The 18,337-nt window shown below is 61.7% G+C and carries 13 protein-coding genes; 7 read left to right on the plus strand and 6 right to left on the minus strand.

Features of this window, described 5'->3' with window-relative positions:
* Positions 1-12 precede the first annotated feature (12 nt).
* Entirely contained in the window at positions 13-1,032 is a 1,020-nt protein-coding gene (gene gap, locus VHD36_22865; protein HVU90192.1) for a type I glyceraldehyde-3-phosphate dehydrogenase, read from the minus strand.
* 243 nt (positions 1,033-1,275) lie between these two features.
* On the opposite strand from gap, the gene VHD36_22870 reads away from it, so the two are divergent.
* Positions 1,276-2,586, plus strand: coding sequence for an NAD(P)/FAD-dependent oxidoreductase (locus VHD36_22870; GenBank protein ID HVU90193.1), 1,311 nt, complete (start codon positions 1,276-1,278; stop codon positions 2,584-2,586).
* A gap of 49 nt (positions 2,587-2,635) precedes the next feature.
* Here the strand turns inward: VHD36_22870 and VHD36_22875 are convergent, their stop codons facing one another.
* From VHD36_22875 to VHD36_22890, 4 genes are all read right to left on the minus strand, one after another.
* Positions 2,636-3,367: an EF-hand domain-containing protein gene (locus VHD36_22875; protein HVU90194.1), complete on the minus strand. Its 732-nt coding sequence runs from the start codon at positions 3,365-3,367 to the stop codon at positions 2,636-2,638.
* 244 nt (positions 3,368-3,611) lie between these two features.
* Entirely contained in the window at positions 3,612-4,160 is a 549-nt protein-coding gene (cyaB, locus tag VHD36_22880; GenBank protein HVU90195.1) for a class IV adenylate cyclase, read from the minus strand.
* Positions 4,161-4,249: 89 nt separating this feature from the next.
* A complete protein-coding gene (locus VHD36_22885) occupies positions 4,250-5,044 on the minus strand; it encodes a class I SAM-dependent methyltransferase (protein HVU90196.1) in 795 nt (264 codons plus the stop codon).
* A gap of 15 nt (positions 5,045-5,059) precedes the next feature.
* Positions 5,060-6,733, minus strand: coding sequence for a thiamine phosphate synthase (locus VHD36_22890; GenBank protein ID HVU90197.1), 1,674 nt, complete (start codon positions 6,731-6,733; stop codon positions 5,060-5,062).
* Between the two features lie 235 nt (positions 6,734-6,968).
* Here VHD36_22890 and VHD36_22895 point away from each other — a divergent pair, with 235 nt between their 5' ends.
* The 6 genes from VHD36_22895 (at position 6,969) to VHD36_22920 (ending at position 17,581) form a co-directional block, all read left to right on the plus strand.
* A complete protein-coding gene (locus VHD36_22895; GenBank protein HVU90198.1) occupies positions 6,969-7,613 on the plus strand; it encodes a hypothetical protein in 645 nt (214 codons plus the stop codon).
* A 156-nt stretch (positions 7,614-7,769) separates the two neighbouring features.
* On the plus strand, positions 7,770-10,295 hold the full coding sequence (locus VHD36_22900; protein HVU90199.1) for an ATP-dependent Clp protease ATP-binding subunit: 2,526 nt from the start codon (positions 7,770-7,772) through the stop codon (positions 10,293-10,295).
* 1,159 nt (positions 10,296-11,454) lie between these two features.
* Entirely contained in the window at positions 11,455-11,661 is a 207-nt protein-coding gene (locus VHD36_22905) for a hypothetical protein (GenBank protein ID HVU90200.1), read from the plus strand.
* Between the two features lie 194 nt (positions 11,662-11,855).
* Entirely contained in the window at positions 11,856-13,247 is a 1,392-nt protein-coding gene (locus tag VHD36_22910; GenBank protein HVU90201.1) for a sulfatase, read from the plus strand.
* Between the two features lie 282 nt (positions 13,248-13,529).
* Complete coding sequence (locus tag VHD36_22915) at positions 13,530-16,973, plus strand: pyruvate carboxylase (protein ID HVU90202.1); 3,444 nt, start codon at positions 13,530-13,532, stop codon at positions 16,971-16,973.
* Positions 16,974-17,185: 212 nt separating this feature from the next.
* Positions 17,186-17,581 carry an EF-hand domain-containing protein gene (locus VHD36_22920; protein HVU90203.1) on the plus strand — a complete coding sequence of 132 codons (396 nt, stop codon included), beginning with the start codon at positions 17,186-17,188 and terminating at the stop codon, positions 17,579-17,581.
* A 50-nt stretch (positions 17,582-17,631) separates the two neighbouring features.
* On the opposite strand, the gene VHD36_22925 is transcribed toward VHD36_22920, so the two are convergent.
* The gene (locus VHD36_22925; GenBank protein ID HVU90204.1) at positions 17,632-18,324 is read right to left on the minus strand and encodes an SDR family oxidoreductase; all 693 of its coding nucleotides are present in this window, start codon (positions 18,322-18,324) and stop codon (positions 17,632-17,634) included.
* Between the last annotated feature and the right edge of the window lie 13 nt (positions 18,325-18,337).

The following is an 18,337-nucleotide window of genomic DNA, read 5'->3' on the forward strand; positions in this document are numbered from 1 at the left end:
AGAATTCGCGACCTACATCTTGCCGAACTTGGCCACCAGGTCGACGGTGCGGCTGCTGTAGCCCCACTCGTTGTCATACCAGCTGAGTACCTTCAGCATGTTGCCGCCGATTACTTGCGTGAAGTCCGCGGCAAAGATGGAACTGTGCGGATTGCCGATGATGTCCGACGAGACAATCGGATCTTCCGTGTATTCCAGGATGCCCTTCAGCGAGCTTTCCGCGGCATCTTTCATGGCGGCTTTGACCTCGGCCTCGGTGACGGGCTTGGCCATGATGGCGGTCAAATCGACGACGCTGCCGGTCGAGACCGGCACCCGCATGGCAATGCCCGTCAGCTTGCCCTTGAGCTCGGGAATCACGAGGCCCACGGCGCTCGCCGCACCGGTCGACGTCGGAATAATGTTCTGCGCCGCGGCGCGGGCCCGGTACGGGTCGCTGTGCGGCAAGTCCTGCACGTTCTGATCGTTCGTGTAGGCATGGACTGTGGTCATCAACCCCTTTTCGATGCCCCACTTGTCGTTCAGCACCTTGGCGATGGGCGCGAGGCAGTTCGTCGTGCAGCTGGCGTTCGAAACGCACCTCATGGCCGGCGTCAATTTGTCGTCGTTCACGCCCAACACGCAGGTCAGGTCGGCGCCGTCTTTGGCCGGGGCGCTCAAGATCACCTTCTTCGCGCCGGCCTCGAGGTGCGTGTCGTAGCCCGGCTTCCCGCCCGCCGCGCGGCCGGTGAAGATTCCGGTGCTTTCGATCACGACGTCGATTTTTTCCTTGCCCCAGGGGAGCTTGGCCGGATCGCGCTCGGCGAGGGCGTGAATCCGCTTGCCGTCGACCGTGATCGACGTGTCGTCGTGCTGGACTTTGCCCGGGTAGCGGCGATGCGTGCTGTCGTATTTCAGCAGCGTGGCGAGCATCTTGTTGCTCGTCAGGTCGTTGATCGCCACGACCTCGAAGTCGTTGGGTCGCGACATCATGATGCGAAAGACGAGCCGCCCGATACGACCAAAACCGTTAATTGCCACGCGGATTGCCACAGCGAAATCTCCTTTTCCGAAATACAAACCCACCGGCCGACGGATGAACCTTCGGCAGCGGAACGAGTGCCACAACGGGCAATTTGGCGGGCGTCGATGAAGTATCGAATTATAGGAATTCGGGCGTACCTGTACAACGGGCCGCGTGCGTTGGCATTGCCTAAGGGCTGACGTGCGGGGAACCGGCTCGACGTGCTATGCTTGGGCCGTGAATACGGTTTCGATCTCGCGAGGAGGTGCGTGATGCCTGCCCGCCAACGCGTGGTGATCATTGGTGGCGGGTTTGGGGGCCTGAAGGCTGCGCAGGCCCTGGCGCGCGAGCCGGTCGACGTCACGCTCATCGACCGGCGGAATTTTCATCTCTTCCAGCCGCTCTTGTACCAGGTGGCCACGGGCGGCTTGTCGCCGGCCAACATCGCGGCGCCGCTGCGGGCGATTCTCAAGTCGCGCGACAATACACAAGTGCTGCTCGCCGAAGTGAAGCACATCGACACCGCGCGGCGCGAGGTCATCTTGCGTGAAGAGACACTTCCCTACGACATCCTCGTGGTGGCGACCGGTTCGACTCACTCCTATTTCGGCCATCCTGAATGGGAACAATGGGCACCGAGCCTGAAGACGATCGAAGACGCCACCGAGATTCGCCGCCGCATCCTGTCGGCCTTCGAAGCTGCCGAGCGCGAGCCCGACCCTGCACGGCAGCAGGCCTTGCTGACATTTGTGATCGTCGGCGGCGGACCAACCGGCGTCGAGCTGGCAGGCGCTGTCGCCGAATTGGCGCGCTGGACGCTACGCCAGAACTTTCGCCATTTCGATCCCGCGAGCGCGAAGATCATCCTGGTCGAAGGGGCCGATCGCGTGCTGACAACGTATGCCCCGTCGCTGTCGGCAAAGGCCGCCCGATCGCTCGAGAACCTGGGCGTCACCGTGCGCACAGGCGGCATGGTGACCAATGTTGCGGAGCATGCCGTCACGGTTCGCTTCGGCAACGACGAGCAATCGTTCGCGGCACGCACCGTCCTGTGGGCCGCTGGAGTCACGGCGTCGCCCTTGGGAAAGATCGTCGCCGATGGAACGGGCGCCAAAGTCGATCGCGGCGGGCGCCTGATCGTCGAGCCCGATTTGTCACTTGCGGGCCACCCGGAGATCTTCGTGATTGGCGATCTGGCCAACTTCAGCCACCAGACCGGCGAACCATTGCCGGGCTTGGCGCCCGTGGCGATGCAGCAAGGGACCTACATCGCGAAAGCGCTGCGCCGTCGTGCGGCGGGAAAAGCGGTCAAGCCGTTTCGTTACTTCGATCGCGGCGTGATGGCCACGATTGGTCGTGCCAAGGCTGTGGCCGACGTGCGCGGCGTTCGCTTCTCGGGCCTGCTGGCATGGCTCGGGTGGCTGTTCATCCACCTGATGTTCATCATCCAGTTCCAAAGCCGCGTGCTCATTCTCATCCAATGGGCCTGGAACTACACGACGCGTAATGCCCCCGCTCGCTTGATCACCGGGCGCGAGCCTTTTACACTCGTCGGGCGCGAAGAGAGTCCGCCGGAAAAGTAGCCGAACTCGGCAAAATCGCAGCTGGGTGGTGCGGCGGTAGCCTTCCGGGCTACTGATTTTTCGGTAGCGCCGCGCCGGGCACTTGCACGCCACCACCGGCCATGCCGCCATTCATCCCCTGGGTAAGCACGCGTTGCATGGCAGCTTGCTCCGACGGATCGAGTTGTCCATTGCCATTCGTGTCGAAGCGCTGCAGTTGCTGAGCCATCACAAGGTTGGGCCCCCCGGCTTGCATTTGCGCCATGCCCAGCTTCATGGCCTGTAGCTCTTGCGGGTCGAGCTGGCCATTGCCGTTGGCGTCGAACTGCCGCATCAGCATGTACATGCCTTGGTTGTTCGATAAGCCGCCACCGCGGCGTCCGCGCATGTTCTGCTGTGACATGTTTTGCATCTGCTGCATCTGTTGTTGCAACAGCTTTTCCTCGGCATCAGCGTCGGCCTGCGCCTTGGCAGCTTTCGCAGCGCGATCCTCCTTCTTCCGTCGCGCAGCGTCGGCCTTTTTTGCCTTGACGGCAGCTCGCTTGTCGGCGGCGGCCTTTGCCTTGCCGGCCTTTGTGGCGGCGGCGTCATCCGCCAGATCGGCGAACTCATCTTGCCGGTCGGCGACGTCCTTGGCGGCATTATCCCTCACAGCTTTGCTCTTCCCGGCGTCATCTTTCGCGGCGGTGCCTTGCGCAGGCTTCTTCGTTTTGTCGGCGGCGCTTATCATCGCCGGATCAGTCATAAAGCTGATCATGCTCGTGAGCACTGCTACCGTCGTCCATCGCGCCAGGTTTGACATGAGGATGTCTCCACACTTCGTCGCCGACCGCTGTAAACCCAAGCTGCCAAGAGGCGGCTTGGACGTCACCAACCTAGTTTAATCGCCCCAGGCAAGGCTGGAAACGGTCTGGAGGGGCTTCCGTTCTATAAAACCCCTGAAACTCTTCGCAGTTACGTGTTTTGCGGGACTTCTTTGGAGTCTCAGGCTCGCGACAAGATGTCCTAACGGTACGCCAGCCTGGGCGAAACTTTCCGCGGCCGACTCACGCTCCCAGGAGCAACTCCAAATAACTGCGCCGCTCGGGGGCCTGCAGCCTTAGCCGCTTGGCCAGGCTGCCAAGAGCCGCGCGGGCGGCTGGTAGCATGGCTTCGTCGGCCGTTAGCTCGATCTCGCAGAACTGTCCGACCCCTTCGACGTCGTCGAGCGCTACTTCGCTCGCCCATCCCTCCCAATCGAAATGGGCCGTTCGCCGCCGTTTGCGGACCGTGGCCACTTCGCGAAAACCGAGAGCCGCGAGCAATTCGGCAAATTGGTGCGCTCCTTCGTCGCCGGACGGGATCGCTAGTTCGATCTCGCGGCGGGTCTTGGTCGTGGCGTCAATCTTCGGCCCTTTGTAGGTCACGAAGTTCTTCTCACCGACAGAACGGATCCGCAATGCCTCGTCGGTCTTTGCAAAATCGCGCCCCGGATGATTGAAATACCGATCGGCCTGCGTCACCGCGGCGCCTACGATCGCGCCCAAATCCGCAAGCCGCGCTTCGCATGCCGCCACATCGGAAAGCGGGAACTTTTGCTCGACTTCGTAATTCATGCTAGCTTAGCAGGCGAGATGCCGCTCCTCGATAGTTTCGTCGTGCTCAAGACAGCTCCGGTCGGGCGCGCCTGAGACTGCCCGCTCTTCTACGTCTTGCGCGCCAGACAAGCGGTCCAGCCCGCGGGAAATTTGAACGCTGCGTAATGATTTAACTTGCCCGCCCGGAACCCTGCCTGCTCTAGCTGCTTCAGGACGATTGCCGGCGCGATCAGTTGCAGCTCATGCACCTCGTGGTCGCGACGATACGTCGCACCGCGGCGACGAAATGTTGTGATCGTGCGTGTAAGCCGTCGCCGCAAAGGATCTTCCGCGGCCTCGTAGAGACACGTCCAATCGCCTGTCTCGGTAAATCCCCGCGTCACTTTCGCCGGGCCGGCGCGACCGGGCCCAGCCACATCGAACAGGAAGAGTCCGGCCGGCGTCAGGGCGTCGTACACGCGACGAAAAAAAGCCGACAATCGCCGCTCGGAATTCTTGACATCGAATAGATAGTTGAAGACCTCGCCGATCGCTACCACAGCCACGGCTCGCGGCAACCGCGCGCCGAGGAACGAGCGGGCGTGGAATTTCCCTTTCGGAACGCGCTTTCGGGCGAGCGCCACCATTGCAGTCGAAATGTCGAAGCCGACGACATCAAATCCGGCTTGTGCGACCTTTTCGGATAGAATTCCACTTCCACAACCGAGTTCCACCACCGTGCCGGCCGTGACCTTCGCGCGGTCGAGCTGCCCGAGCAACTCATCGGCCGCTGAGTGGGCCAGGCCGCCAAAGCCGGCATCGTGGATAAACGCCAGATCGGCGCGATAGGCGTCACGAGCGATCACGTGTTCTCTCACCTCGACGTTGTTGATCACATCGGCATCGAGCTTGCCGCGATACAAGTACGAGAATCTGTGTTATCGCGCGGCTTTCAAACGCCGAACGAACTCGGCCGCCGCCTGCACCGGATCGGCGGCGGCAACAACGGCTCCGCTCACGGCAACCCGCGAGAATCCGGCCTGCAACACTTCGTCGAGGTTCGTCAGGTCAACACCGCCGATGGCAAACGCCGGCAAGCGAATTCTCGACGCCACATCGCGAAGCAACTCTACACCAGTGAAAGCTTCGAATTGCTTGGTTTTCGAGGGAAAAGTCGGTCCAACGCCGATATAGTCGGCTCCCTCGAACACCGCCTGGTGGGCTTGGGCGAGCGAATGCGTCGAGCGCCCGATTAGCGCCCGAGGTCCGAGGATGGCCCGCGCGGCCGAGATCGACAGATCGTCCTGGCCGAGATGTACGCCATCGGCGTGCGCGGCTGCGGCAATATCCGCGCGGTCATTGATGATGGCAAGAGTGCCACGGGCCCTGGTACGCGCCTGCAAAAAGACGGCCCAGGCGAGCAGTTCCCGATCCGTGAGTTTCTTGTCGCGCAACTGAATCATGCCCACACCAGCCGCGACTAGCTTGTCGACGAGTTCCGTGAATGCCAGTAAATTACCGCGGCAGCCGTCGATAAGCACGCACAGCCGTACCGCTTCGAGCCGCTGGGCGATCGATTGCGCTGCGTCAACCGCCTGTTCCAGCGTGTACGCGCGATAGCGAAGGCGCTCGAATATCGCGGCCGTGTCTGGTTCAGTAACCTTCGCGTATTCTTCCAGGCTGCGCAATGCCTCCTGCAGCCGTTTCCAGTTCGCCGTTAGCACGGCTGCGAGATCCGCCCGCTCAAATTCGGTATCGGTGGCGATCGTGATGCCGACGTCGCGGAGCGTGTCGCGGGAGGCCAACATGTCACCGTGCGCAAATGGCTGGAGCGCTCGCGCCAGCTCGTGCCGCAGGTGCTTGAGCTCGCTCGTCAGGTCTCGATGGTCGAGAACCAAACGCACGAAATCCTCGACGACGCGCAAGCCCTCGCGGGCTCGGTTGGCCGCCGCGTCGATCACACGCAGCAAACGGGCGTCCAAGTGTGGAGCGTGTGTTGTTTCGGTAATCCTTCTCCCCTCACCGGAAGAGGGTTGGATCGAGGGAGTCTCCCCATCGTCGGAGATTTGTTCACTGGCAACTGCACCGCCACGAGCCGCAGCCAGCACCTCGGCCGCGACTTCTTCCACGGCTTCTGTGGCGGCGTCACGAATCTCGGGACCGGCGTCGAGCGCGACCGGTCCCGGCTCATGCCCATAGAGGTCGTGGATCTGCTTTTCGAGCTCGTCGGCGCGGAGGCCGTGCTCGGCGAGCCAATCGGCGGTCTCTCCCGGGGCCGCTACGAGTCCGAGCAGCAAATGCTCGGTCGCCAGCGCCAAGGGGCGCGGATAGGCCCAGAGTCGATCGACGGCCGCATTGATGGCCGCGGCCACGGCGGGAGAAAAATCACGCCGCGCGCCATTGGCGCTTGGCTGCAGGCTGGGCCAACGCTCTTTAACTTGTGCCTGGCCCACGCCGCGCGTTAGCAGCATCTGCGCGGCGCGGCATTCTTCCTCGGCCAGGAGGCCCAGAAGCAGCTCGGGCGCATCCAATTCGCCACGATCGGCGCGACTGCTCCAGCCGGCAGCTTCGGCAAGCGCTCGTTCGGCGGCGGCGGTAAACGACCAGGTCATAGGCGGACTAGATTGGCAAATCGCGAGGCAGACCGCAAATCGTTTCTCTCTCTCGAATTATCGCTCCTAACCGGTGCGGAGGGAGCGGCGCGTTGCCGGATTTCAGCGGCCTCGCCCTCGCCGGATGCGGAACCGCCCTAACCCCAAGCCGGCCCTTTAGTTGCCTTGCTCCAATAACCACTACGAGATACAATTCCGCGGCGAATGCAACCGGGTAGAAAAGGAGTTCTCACCCATGCGCGGCCTGCGATGGGCTATCTATTTGTGGCCCGGATTAGCCGACCTGTGGTGGCACGGGGCGTGGTCGGGACTGGCGCTGGCTAGTTCCTATGCCGTGCTGACCGGTTTGTTGCTGGCGGCAACCCTGGTTTGGAACGAGCTATTGGGCCCGAACGTGGGCAGTTCGCTCTGGGGGGCTTACGCCGCCGCGTGGCTGGCACTTTTGTTTGTTTCGTTGCGAACCTCACCGCGAGCCAAGGAAGCGCAACTCGCCGGTGCCCGCGACTTGTTTCCCGCAGCCTTGGCGGAATACTTAAGGGGGAACTGGCTCGAAGCCGAGTTGCTTGCGCGCAAGCAGATCGCCGCCTTTCCATCGGACGTCGAATCAACGGTCCTGCTGGCAGCCGCCCTGCGACACAATAACCGCTTCGACGAAGCCTACGAAACGCTCGATGTGGCGGCTCTGTGGGAGCGGGCCGAGAGCTGGAAGCTGGAGATCGACAGCCAATACCGGCGGCTCACGGAAAAGCAGAGCCGTCTGGCCTTAGAAGCAGCGCCTGCCAAATCCCTTGCGGCATCGGCGAAAACCGAAACGGAACACAAAGTGCAAGAGTCTGAGGAATCAGCAAAAACCCTGCCAGAATGGCGCCAAGCCGCCTGAAACGGCAGGGGCCTTTCGAGGATCAAGAAAAAAGCAAGAATCAGATAGGTAACAAGCAAGTCCGGATCGAACGAACTGAGGGAGTCGACCACCGTCCCTGGCACCGTGCAACGCAAGTAGCTGCCGCGCAAACGGGACGAAACTCGGAGAGAGCGCATGTACGAACGATTTACCGACCGCGCGCGAAAGGTCATGCAACTGGCGAACCAGGAAGCGCAGCGGTTCAACCACGAATACATCGGCACCGAACACGTGCTGCTCGGCCTGATCAAGGAAGGCAGTGGCGTCGCGGCCAACGTGCTCAAGAACCTCGACGTTGACCTGCGCAAGATCCGCCTCGAAGTCGAAAAGCTCGTACAGAGCGGACCGGACATGGTCACGATGGGCAAGCTGCCCCAGACCCCGCGCGCTAAGAAGGTCATCGAGTACTCGATGGAAGAGGCGCGCAACCTCAACCACAACTACGTCGGCACAGAACACATCCTACTGGGCCTGTTGCGCGAGCAAGAAGGCGTGGCCGCCCAAGTCTTGATGAACCTCGGCCTGAAGCTCGAGGAAGTACGCGAAGAAGTTCTGAACCTCTTGGGCCACGGCATCGAGGGGAGCGAAGGCGGCGAGCGCAATCCGGCCGGTGGCGGCAGCTCGTCGGAGTCGACCAAGAGCAACAAGTCGAAGACTCCCGCGCTCGACAGCTTCGGCCGTGACCTCACTGAGCTCGCCCGGCAAGGCAAGCTCGACCCGGTGATCGGCCGCGAGAAAGAGATTGAGCGCGCGATCCAGATTCTCAGCCGCCGCACGAAGAACAATCCCGTGTTGTTGGGCGAGGCCGGCGTCGGCAAGACGGCCATCGTCGAAGGGTTCGCGCAGCGCGTTGTCGACGGCAACGTGCCCGAACTGCTGTGCGACCGGCGGATCGTGGTCTTGGACCTCGCCATGATGGTGGCCGGTACCAAATACCGCGGCCAGTTCGAAGAGCGTATCAAGGCGGTGATGAACGAAGTCCGACGCGCGAAGAACACGATTCTGTTCATCGACGAGTTGCACACGCTGGTCGGCGCGGGCGGAGCCGAAGGGGCGATCGACGCCTCGAACGTGCTCAAGCCGGCCCTGGCCCGCGGCGAGATCCAGTGCATCGGGGCCACGACGCTCGACGAGTACCGCAAGTACATCGAGAAGGATCAGGCCCTGGACCGGCGATTCCAGATGATCACGGTCGATCCTTCGACCAAGCCGGAAACGGTCGAGATCCTGAAAGGACTTCGCGATCGCTACGAGGCGCATCATCGCGTGCAAATCACCGACGATGCCTTGGTGGCCGCCGTGGAGCTGTCGAGCCGGTACATCACGGCCCGCTGCTTGCCGGATAAGGCGATCGACGTCATCGACGAGGCGGGGGCCCGGGTGCGCCTGAAGGCCATGACGCGTCCGCCCGACTTGAAGGAGATCGACGAAGAGGTCGAGCGCCTGAACAAGGAAAAGGAAGAAGCGGTCGCCAACCAGGATTTCGAAAAGGCCGCCGCGCTGCGCGACCAGGCCGACAAGCTGAAGAAGAAAAAGCAATCAATCACCCGCGACTGGCGCGAGAAATCGCGCGAGACCGATGGCGTGGTCGACGAGGAAGTCATTGCCGAAGTGGTGTCGAAGATGACCGGCATCCCGCTGACGCGGATGACGACCGAAGACAGCCTGCGCCTGATGGAGATGGAAAAGGACCTGCACAAGCGGGTCATCAGCCAGGATGAGGCGATCAAGTCGATTTCGAAGGCCGTGCGGCGCAGCCGAAGCGGCTTGAAAGACCCCAAGCGCCCGACGGGCTGCTTCATCTTCGCCGGCCCCACCGGCGTCGGTAAGACGTTGCTTGCCAAGGCACTCGCGGAGTTCATGTTCGGCGATGACGAAGCGCTGATCCAGATCGACATGAGCGAGTACATGGAGAAGCACAACGTCAGCCGCTTGATCGGCGCTCCGCCGGGCTACGTGGGCTTCGAGGAAGGGGGCCAGTTGACCGAGAAGATTCGCCGCCGTCCGTATGCCGTGGTGCTGCTCGACGAAATTGAGAAAGCCCACCCCGACGTGTTCAACATGTTGTTGCAGGTGATGGAAGAAGGCCGGCTGACGGACAGTTTTGGCCGCAACGTCGACTTCCGCAATACGATCCTCATCATGACGACCAACGCCGGAGCAGAGGCCATCAAGAACGAATCATCCTTCGGTTTTCAGTCGCCGGATGATGATTCGACCTACGAGAGCATGAAGACCCGCGTCAACGAGCGGATCGAAAAGGTATTCCGACCGGAATTCCTCAATCGCGTCGACGACGTGATCATCTTCCGCCACTTGGATCTCAACGACCTGAAGGAGGTCGTCGAGCTCGAGGTGAGCAAGGTCCGCGAGCGGCTGTCCGAGCGTGGGCTGAAGCTGATCCTGACCGACGAGGCCAAGAGCTTCCTGATCAAGAAGGGCTCGAACACCGATTTCGGCGCCCGGCCGCTACGCCGCGCGATCGAGAATTACGTCGAGGATCCGTTGTCCGAAGAACTGCTGAAGGGCGAGTTCCAGGGCAAGGACACTATCACGGTCGACGTGAAGAAGGTGGGCGAGGCGAAGCAACTGGTCTTCGACGGTTCGGTCACCGAGCCCGAGGCCGTAGGCGCCGGCGGCGGAAGTACGCCGAAGGCGTAACGGCGGAGTCGCTTCAACTCGCGTAACAAATCTACCGCCGCTCCAGGATGTCGATTCTGGGGCGGCGGTTTTTTGTGCGCGCATGTTCGCGCGTTTGACGCCGGTCATCCGCCTGTCGGTTGATACAGCCACGTCAGCGATACGCGCCGTTCGCGTCGCAAGCCCACCATTCTCGGTTTATGGTGTATTCACACCAAACGTCAACGGGCAATTGGACAGTCGAATAGCCCGTGTGCGAGTAAAATCAGTGTTTGCAGATCTCGGTTTCGAGTTACCGCAAAGCGAAAATGGAGTTTATTGGGGCCACCTCCCCCCTAGCGTACGATGGGCATACGATCATTTGGAAAGGATGGCTAAACGATCAACTGGCGTGTTCGTTCTTCAACGACGCGTTCAAGAGAGTGAAGATCGATAGCCCGGAATTCGAGCAGCTTATGGCCACTCTATGGCACGAGGTCAAGGGGCATAATGTCGACGACGCGTCGCACGACAACAGGGAGGAAGAGAAGGCGTTCATCAAAAAGTACGAACAGCCATTTTCGACGCCATCAAGAAAGCGAAAGCAAGCGGAACATGGAAAAAGGCACTCGACAAGGCCGCCAAGTCGCACCCGTGACTGGCGCCGGCAATCCTTCAGCCAGGTCTCAAGGAGCGCCGTCGCTGCCATTTCTCGGTTTCGCGGTCCTACTAGAGGTCGCCGCGGCAGCAATCGGCCTTGCCGCCTGCAACGCAACATCGAGATTGCGGTGGAATGGCTCATACCACAACGCCACCACGGGACTCTATGTCTTGTCGCTCGCCGTCGCCATTCTGCTCCGCGACCGCCCAACACGCCTCGATTGCTTGTTTTCGCACTCTTCGTGGTCGCACTCCTGTTGGGCTTTGTCCCGCCGACCCTTCCGGCAGTGTTATTCTCGAAGTAAGAGATCCATTCCGCGCTGCCTGTGCATCTGAACTTGCGTGCTTTTGCCTTTCAGCCCGACACCGGCATGGGCTCGCTTCGCAAATGGTTTCGGGATGCCATGACAATCTGTCGCTGTCGATATTCGGAATCGGGGACAAATGGTCGCACCCACCCTCAAGAGGGCTGCCGAATGGCGAAGTGACTGAAACGTGGCACCCTCGTAACCTTGGGACAAAGGGCATCGGAGGGTTTGCTGTGATTCGCGCCGCCGCTTCTGTTACTTCCAATCCGGTCCTACGTCGCAAGAAAGACGCCGCGCCGGAAATGTATGGTCCTGCTGCAGGACTGGTTCCGTACGACCAGGCCACGGTCGCCGCCCACTTGGCATTTCTGCGTCAGTCCGCCGTCAGCCAGTTGCCCGACTCGCAGCCAGTGTCCGGCTCGAACCTGGCGCGCCAATAAAGTTCGGCAATTCGGGCGGGTAAGTCCATCTCGGTTGCTCGCCTTGATCTGCGTTTGGGCGTCTCCGAAACGCTAGAAATTCTACTGGTTTCGGAGGGGCGAAGGCTTGATCTCGCTTCCGCGACCGACACCCGGCGGCACCACGAGCGTTTAATAGGCGCTCACTTGCGTGGCGTCACCCGGAGATTTAGCCCATGTTTCGCCCGATTCTGATCCTCGCCTGCGCGCTGTATCCGTTCCAATCGGCCCTTGGCGCGGCGACCTCGAAACCCAACGTGCTCGTGATATTGGCGGACGATCTCGGCTACGGCGAACTCGGCTGCCAGGGGTACGCAAGCGATATTCCTACACCGAATGTCGACAGCATCGCCCGGGGCGGTATCCGCTTTACGAGCGGTTACGTGAGCGGGCCGTACTGCAGCCCGACCCGGGCCGCGTTCATGACGGGTCGGTACCAGACGCGCTTTGGGCATGAGTTCAACCCGGGGCCTGCGCAAGCGTCGCCCAAGGATTTTGGGCTGCCGCTTGGCGAAGTGACCATCGCCGACCGGCTGAAAGCCGCGGGCTACACGACCGGCTGGTTTGGCAAATCGCACCTGGGCTACGAGCCCCCCTTTCACCCGCAGAAGCGCGGCTTCGACGAATTCTTCGGCTTCCTGGGAGGCGCGCATTCCTATCTCGACGCTTCGGCCGATCGTTTCAACCCGATCTTGCGTGGAAACACGCCAACGACCGAGATCGACGGCTACACGACCGACGCCTTTGGCCGCGAGGCCGTGAAGTTCATCGAGTCGCACAAATCGAGCCCGTGGTTTTGTTACCTGGCCTTCAACGCCGTACACGCGCCGTTGCAGGCGACGGACAAGTATCGAGGACGCTTTCCCAATATCAAGGACGAAAAGCGTCGGCCGTACGCTGCCATGCTGTCTGCGATGGATGATGCGATCGGCACCGTGCTCGATAAGCTGCGCGAGCTAAAGCTCGAAGAGAACACGCTCATCTTCTTTTTCAGCGACAATGGCGGGCCGACGCGCCAGACGACCAGCGGCAACGGCCCCTTGCGGGGCTTCAAGGCGCAAACGTGGGAAGGAGGAATCCGCGTCCCATTTCTCGTGCAATGGAAAGGGCACTTGCCTGCCGGCCGCACGGACGATCGGCCCGTGATTCAGCTTGACATTTATCCCACGGCGCTGGCCGCGGCCGGTGTGACAGTCGAGCCCGATTGGAAGATCGAGGGCGTGAACTTGTTGCCATATCTGAACGGCGAAAAGACCGACGCTCCTCACGAGGCGCTCTATTGGCGATTCGGCTCACAAGTAGCAATCCGCAAGGGGAACTGGAAGCTGGTCAAAGGAGTCGGTAGCGCCGGTGTCGGTCCTGTCGAGCAGCGCGCGAAGAGCAATATGGACGGTGCTGAGCTGTACGACCTGGCAGGCGACATTGGCGAGACGAAGAATCTCGCCAGCCAGGAACCGGCGAAGGTGAAAGAGTTGGCCGCGGACTGGGATCGCTGGAACAGCGACAACGTCGCAGCGCGGTGGGTGCCAGCGCGCGCCGCGCGAAACCGCGCCAAACAGGCGAATTGAATCCAAAGCTGTCGCGCATCAGCGACGTCAAGCGTCGCGAACGGGCGCGCCGGCGAGCCGTACCGCATCACTTGCGGACCGAATCTGCCCCCTCACGGGCGTCTAGAACGAAACGCCCCGGCCGGGTACAACAGGCTATTCGGGGCTGGCGGCCCAGGCCTGTTCTGTGTGACGCGACTGGCGGCTCTCTCTGCGGCTGAAAGTCCGCTGCCGGTGCGCCCGGGCCACTCGGCTCGTGAGGTTCAATTTGGGCAATCGGATCGTGTGCGAGAAAGTGAATTCATGACCCCGTTCCGCAAGCTGTTGGTGGCCAATCGCAGCGAGATCGCTATTCGCGTCTTTCGCGCCGCCCACGAATTGGACATCCGCACGGTGGCCATCTACTCGCACGAGGACCGCTTTGCCCTGCACCGGCTGAAGGCCGACGAGGCGTACCCGATCGGTAAGCCTGGCGAGCCCTTGCGGTCGTATCTGGATATCGACGGCATCGTCGACATTGCGGTCCGCCACGGAGTCGATGCAATCCACCCCGGCTACGGCTTTTTGGCCGAAAACCCCGGCCTGCCCCGGGCCGCCAACAAGGCGGGCATCGTCGTTTGCGGCCCGCCGCCCGAGGTGCTTGAGCAGTTGGGCGACAAGGTCATGGCGCGTGGCCTTGCGGCCTCGGTCGGCGTGCCGATCCTGGCCGGCAGCAACCAGCCGCTCGCCAGCGCCGACGAAGCGCTTAAGCTGGCCGAAAAGCTCGGCTATCCGGTGATGCTCAAGGCGGCCAAAGGGGGTGGCGGGCGCGGTATGCGCGTCGTCAACGCGGCCGCTGAGTTGCCCAACTCGCTGGCCCAGGCCCAGCGCGAGGCGCTATCCGCTTTCGGCAGCGACGAAGTCTTCCTGGAGAAGTTCATTCCCCGACCGAGACATATCGAAGTCCAATTGCTAGGCGACAAGCACGGCAATCTGGTGCATTTGTACGAGCGCGATTGCTCGCTGCAGCGGCGGCATCAGAAAGTGGTCGAAATCGCACCGGCGCTAAAGCTCGATCCCAAGGTGCGCGACCAGATTTGCCAGGCAGCACTCGCGATTGGCCGGAAGGTGAACTATCAGAATGCCGGCACTGTTGAATTCTTGCTCGACACCGATACCGACAAGTTCTATTTCATCGAGGTCAATCCGCGCATCCAGGTCGAGCACACGGTGACCGAAGTCGTCACCGGCGTCGACATCGTGCAGTGCCAGATCCTGATCGCGCAGGGCAAGCGCCTGGACGGGCCCGAGATCGATCTCGGCTCGCAAGCTGCGATCACCACGCGCGGCTACGCCATTCAATGCCGCGTGACGACCGAAGATCCGGAAAATCGTTTCCTGCCCGACTACGGCCGCATCACCGGCTATCGGTCGGCAGGCGGCGCGGGGGTGCGGCTCGACGGTGGCACGGCCTTCTCCGGCGCCATGGTCACGCCGTTTTACGATTCGCTGCTGGTGAAAGTCACGGCCTGGGCGCGACAGTTTCCTGACGCGGCCCGTCGCATGGAGCGCTGCCTCCAGGAATTTCGCATCCGCGGTGTGAAGACCAATTTGCCGTTTTTGATCAACCTGGTCACGCACCCTGATTTCCTCGCCGGCGGCTACACAACCCGCTTTCTCGACGAAACGCCAGGTCTATTCCAGTTCACCGTTTCGCGCGATCGGGCAACGAAAATCTTCAACTACCTGGGCGAAGTAATCGTCAACGGCCATCCGGCCGTGAAGGAGAAGCCCGAGAATGTCCGCCGGACGCCTGCGCCAGTGCCGCAACTGGATCTCGATCAGCCGACGCCCAAGGGAGCTCGCGACAAGCTGCTGGAACTGGGGCCCAAGAAGTTCAGCCAATGGATTCTCGATCAGAAGCAGCTACTACTGACCGACACGACGTTTCGCGATGCGCACCAGTCGCTCTTGGCCACCCGGCTGCGCACGCACGACATGCTGGGCATCGCTCAGGCTTATTCGCGTCTGGTGCCGCAACTGTTTTCGATCGAGATGTGGGGCGGGGCAACGTTCGATACGGCCATGCGCTTCCTGGGCGAATGCCCCTGGCAACGGCTCGCGGATCTGCGCGAACAGATCCCGAACATTCTCTTCCAGATGCTATTCCGCGCGTCGAACGCGCTGGGATACGCCAATTATCCCGACAACGTCGTGCGGGCGTTCGTCAAGGAGACGGCCGAGGCCGGCATGGACATTTTCCGCGTCTTCGACTCGCTGAACTGGGTCGAAAACATGCGCGTCGCCATGGAAGCCGTCATCGAGTCGGGCGCCATTTGCGAAGCGGCCATCTGCTACACGGGCGATATCCTCGACCCGAAGCGGACGAAATACAACCTTAAGTATTACGTCGATATGGCCAAGGAGCTGGAAAAGCTGGGCGCGCACACCCTGTGCATCAAGGACATGGCCGGCCTGTGCAAACCCTACGCGGCCGAACTCTTGGTACGCACGCTGAAGCAAGAAGTCGGCATTCCGATCCATTTCCACACGCATGACACGAGCGGCGTGCAAGCCGGCGCCGTGCTGAAGGCGGCCGAAGTCGGCCTCGACATTGCCGACGCGGCTGTGGCGCCGTTCTCGGGCCTGACCTCGCAGCCGAATCTGAATTCGCTCGTCGAGGCCTTGCGATTTACGGGTCGCGATAGCGGCATCGGCTTCGCGCCCTTGCAGCAGATTGCCGACTATTGGTCGGCCGTGCGCGAGTTCTACACGCCCTTCGAAACAGGCATGCTGGCCAGCACGGCCGACGTCTATGTCGACGAGATGCCCGGTGGGCAGTACACGAACCTGTACCAGCAAGCAAAGGCCATCGGCCTGGCCCATCGTTGGCGTGACGTCTGCCGGGTGTATGCGGAGGTGAATCAGCTTTTCGGCGACATCGTCAAAGTCACCCCCAGTTCAAAAGCCGTGGGCGATATGGCGCTGTTCATGGTGACCGGCGATTTGACCGTGAAAGACGTGCTCGATCCGCAGCGCGAGCTGGCGTTTCCGGAGTCGGTCGTGGATCTGATCTCGGGGCGCATGGGGCAGCCGCCGGGTGGCTTCCCGCCGGAAGTCGCCAAACGTATTTTGCGAAATCGGAAGGCCGTAAAGGAGCGTCCGGGCGCGACAATGCCGCCGGCCGACATGAAAGCCGCCGAGGGGAATGTCGAGAAGATCATCAATCAAAAGCCGACCAGCAGGGACGTGATGTCCTACTTCATGTACCCGAAGGTCTTTGCCGAATTCGCGGCCAGGCAGGAGCAATACGGCGACACCAGTGTGCTGCCGACGCCTGTGTTCTTCTATGGGCCGGAGCCGGGCGAGGAATTCACCTTCGACATCGAGCGCGGCAAGACGCTGATCGTGAAGTTCCTCACGGTCGGCGATCCGCATCCCGATGGGCGCCGCACGGTGTTCTTCGAGCTGAACGGCCAGTCGCGCAATGTCACGGTGCAGGACCGTGCGCTGGATTCGTCGGTTGTCCATCATCCGAAAGCGGATGCCAACGACCAGAATCAGGTCGGCGCGCCGATGCCGGGCTCGGTCGTTACTGTGGCCGTGCAGGCGGGGGACACCGTGGCTAAGGGACAAAAGCTGCTGTCAATGGAAGCCATGAAGATGGAAACGACAGTCTATGCCGAGCGCGACGGCAAAGTGGCGGAAGTCCTGGTCCGCCCCGGCACGCAGATCGAAACCGGGGATCTCTTGGTCCGCTTCGAGTAATGGCTCCGAGCAATTAGCCGCCGAGCTCGCCCGGCGATTGCCAAACGGCCTGAGCGACCGTTGCCCGACGCTCACGTCCTGCGGCGTTCGGCTCTTTTTGCGGGATTCCGCGTAACGCCGCGTACGTCTGTGTGTTGAATCATAAGTGGGCACACGCGTGGCACCGTTGGAACACGCTCGCCGCAGGCCGGAAAGCGTGGCAGGAGCACCTTATGCATTACGTCGTCCTGGCCAGTTTGCTTGTCCTTTCACTGATCACTTCGCCGGCCGTGGCCGCCCGCCACCCTCGCTACCGTGGAAACGGGGTAGCCCGGGCCGCGACAGCGCAGCGTGAAGCGGCGTTTCTGCGGCAATTCGACGCGAATGGGGATGGTCAGCTCGACGCGTCGGAGCGGCAGGCTGCGCTTGAGGCGCTCAAGCAAATGCAGAACTCAGGGGCCACCGGCGGCAAAGTCGCGGGGGGCCTCAAGAAGACTGCCAACAAACTGAATCAGGCCCAGAAGCAGGAACTGATCAAGCGGTTCGACAAAGACGGCGACGGCAAGCTCGACGCCGCCGAACGAGAGGCCGCTAGAAAGGATCTTGAGAAACTGGCCGCCCACAAGTAAGAGGCGAGCCTGCAAGAACTCGTCGGGCAGGCCCGCCGTGTGTGTCAAGTCTATTCGCCCGAGCGGACCGCCATCGGCTCGCCATTGTTCTTGGCGGTAATGCCGAGGATCAGCGGGACCGCACGCTTGGCCCATTGCTCGGGCGTGGGGTAGCTGTTGGCGCCGTCACCCCACGCCACTTGTAGCATGTCGGTGTTGATCACGCCGGGATTTAGCGGCACGGCGGCCATGCCCTTGGGCAGCTCTTGCGCCAAAGACCGTGTCATACCTTCGATGGCCCATTTCGTCGTGCAATAGGGCGCGACCTCGGGCGAAGTCGACCGTCCCCAGCCAGAGCTGAAGTTGACGATCACGCCTTTTCCCCGCTTCACCATTGCCGGCAGGAAGTGCCGCAGCACGTAGTAAACGCCGGTGACATTGACGTCCATCAGGCTTTGAAATTCTTCTTGCGGAATTTCCCACAAGGGAGCAGGCCGGTTCATGAGCGCCGCGTTATTGATCAAGAAATCCGGCGCCCCGGCCGAGCCCAACACGTCTTTCGCCCATCGCTCGACCTGATCTTCCTTGGCGACGTCGACGCTCATGAAGCGATGCGGTGCGCCAAACCGCCTGGCCAACTCAGCCACGGCGTCCTTATTGCGCGCGGCGCCGCATACGGTGTGGCCGGCGGCAATAAAGCCTTCGGCCATGGCCAGCCCCAGCCCACGGCTGACGCCCGAGAGAGCAATGATCTTTCCAGCCATTCTCGTCGCGCTT

The sequence above is a fragment of the Pirellulales bacterium genome, assembly GCA_035546535.1.
Taxonomy (GTDB): domain Bacteria; phylum Planctomycetota; class Planctomycetia; order Pirellulales; family JACPPG01; genus JACPPG01.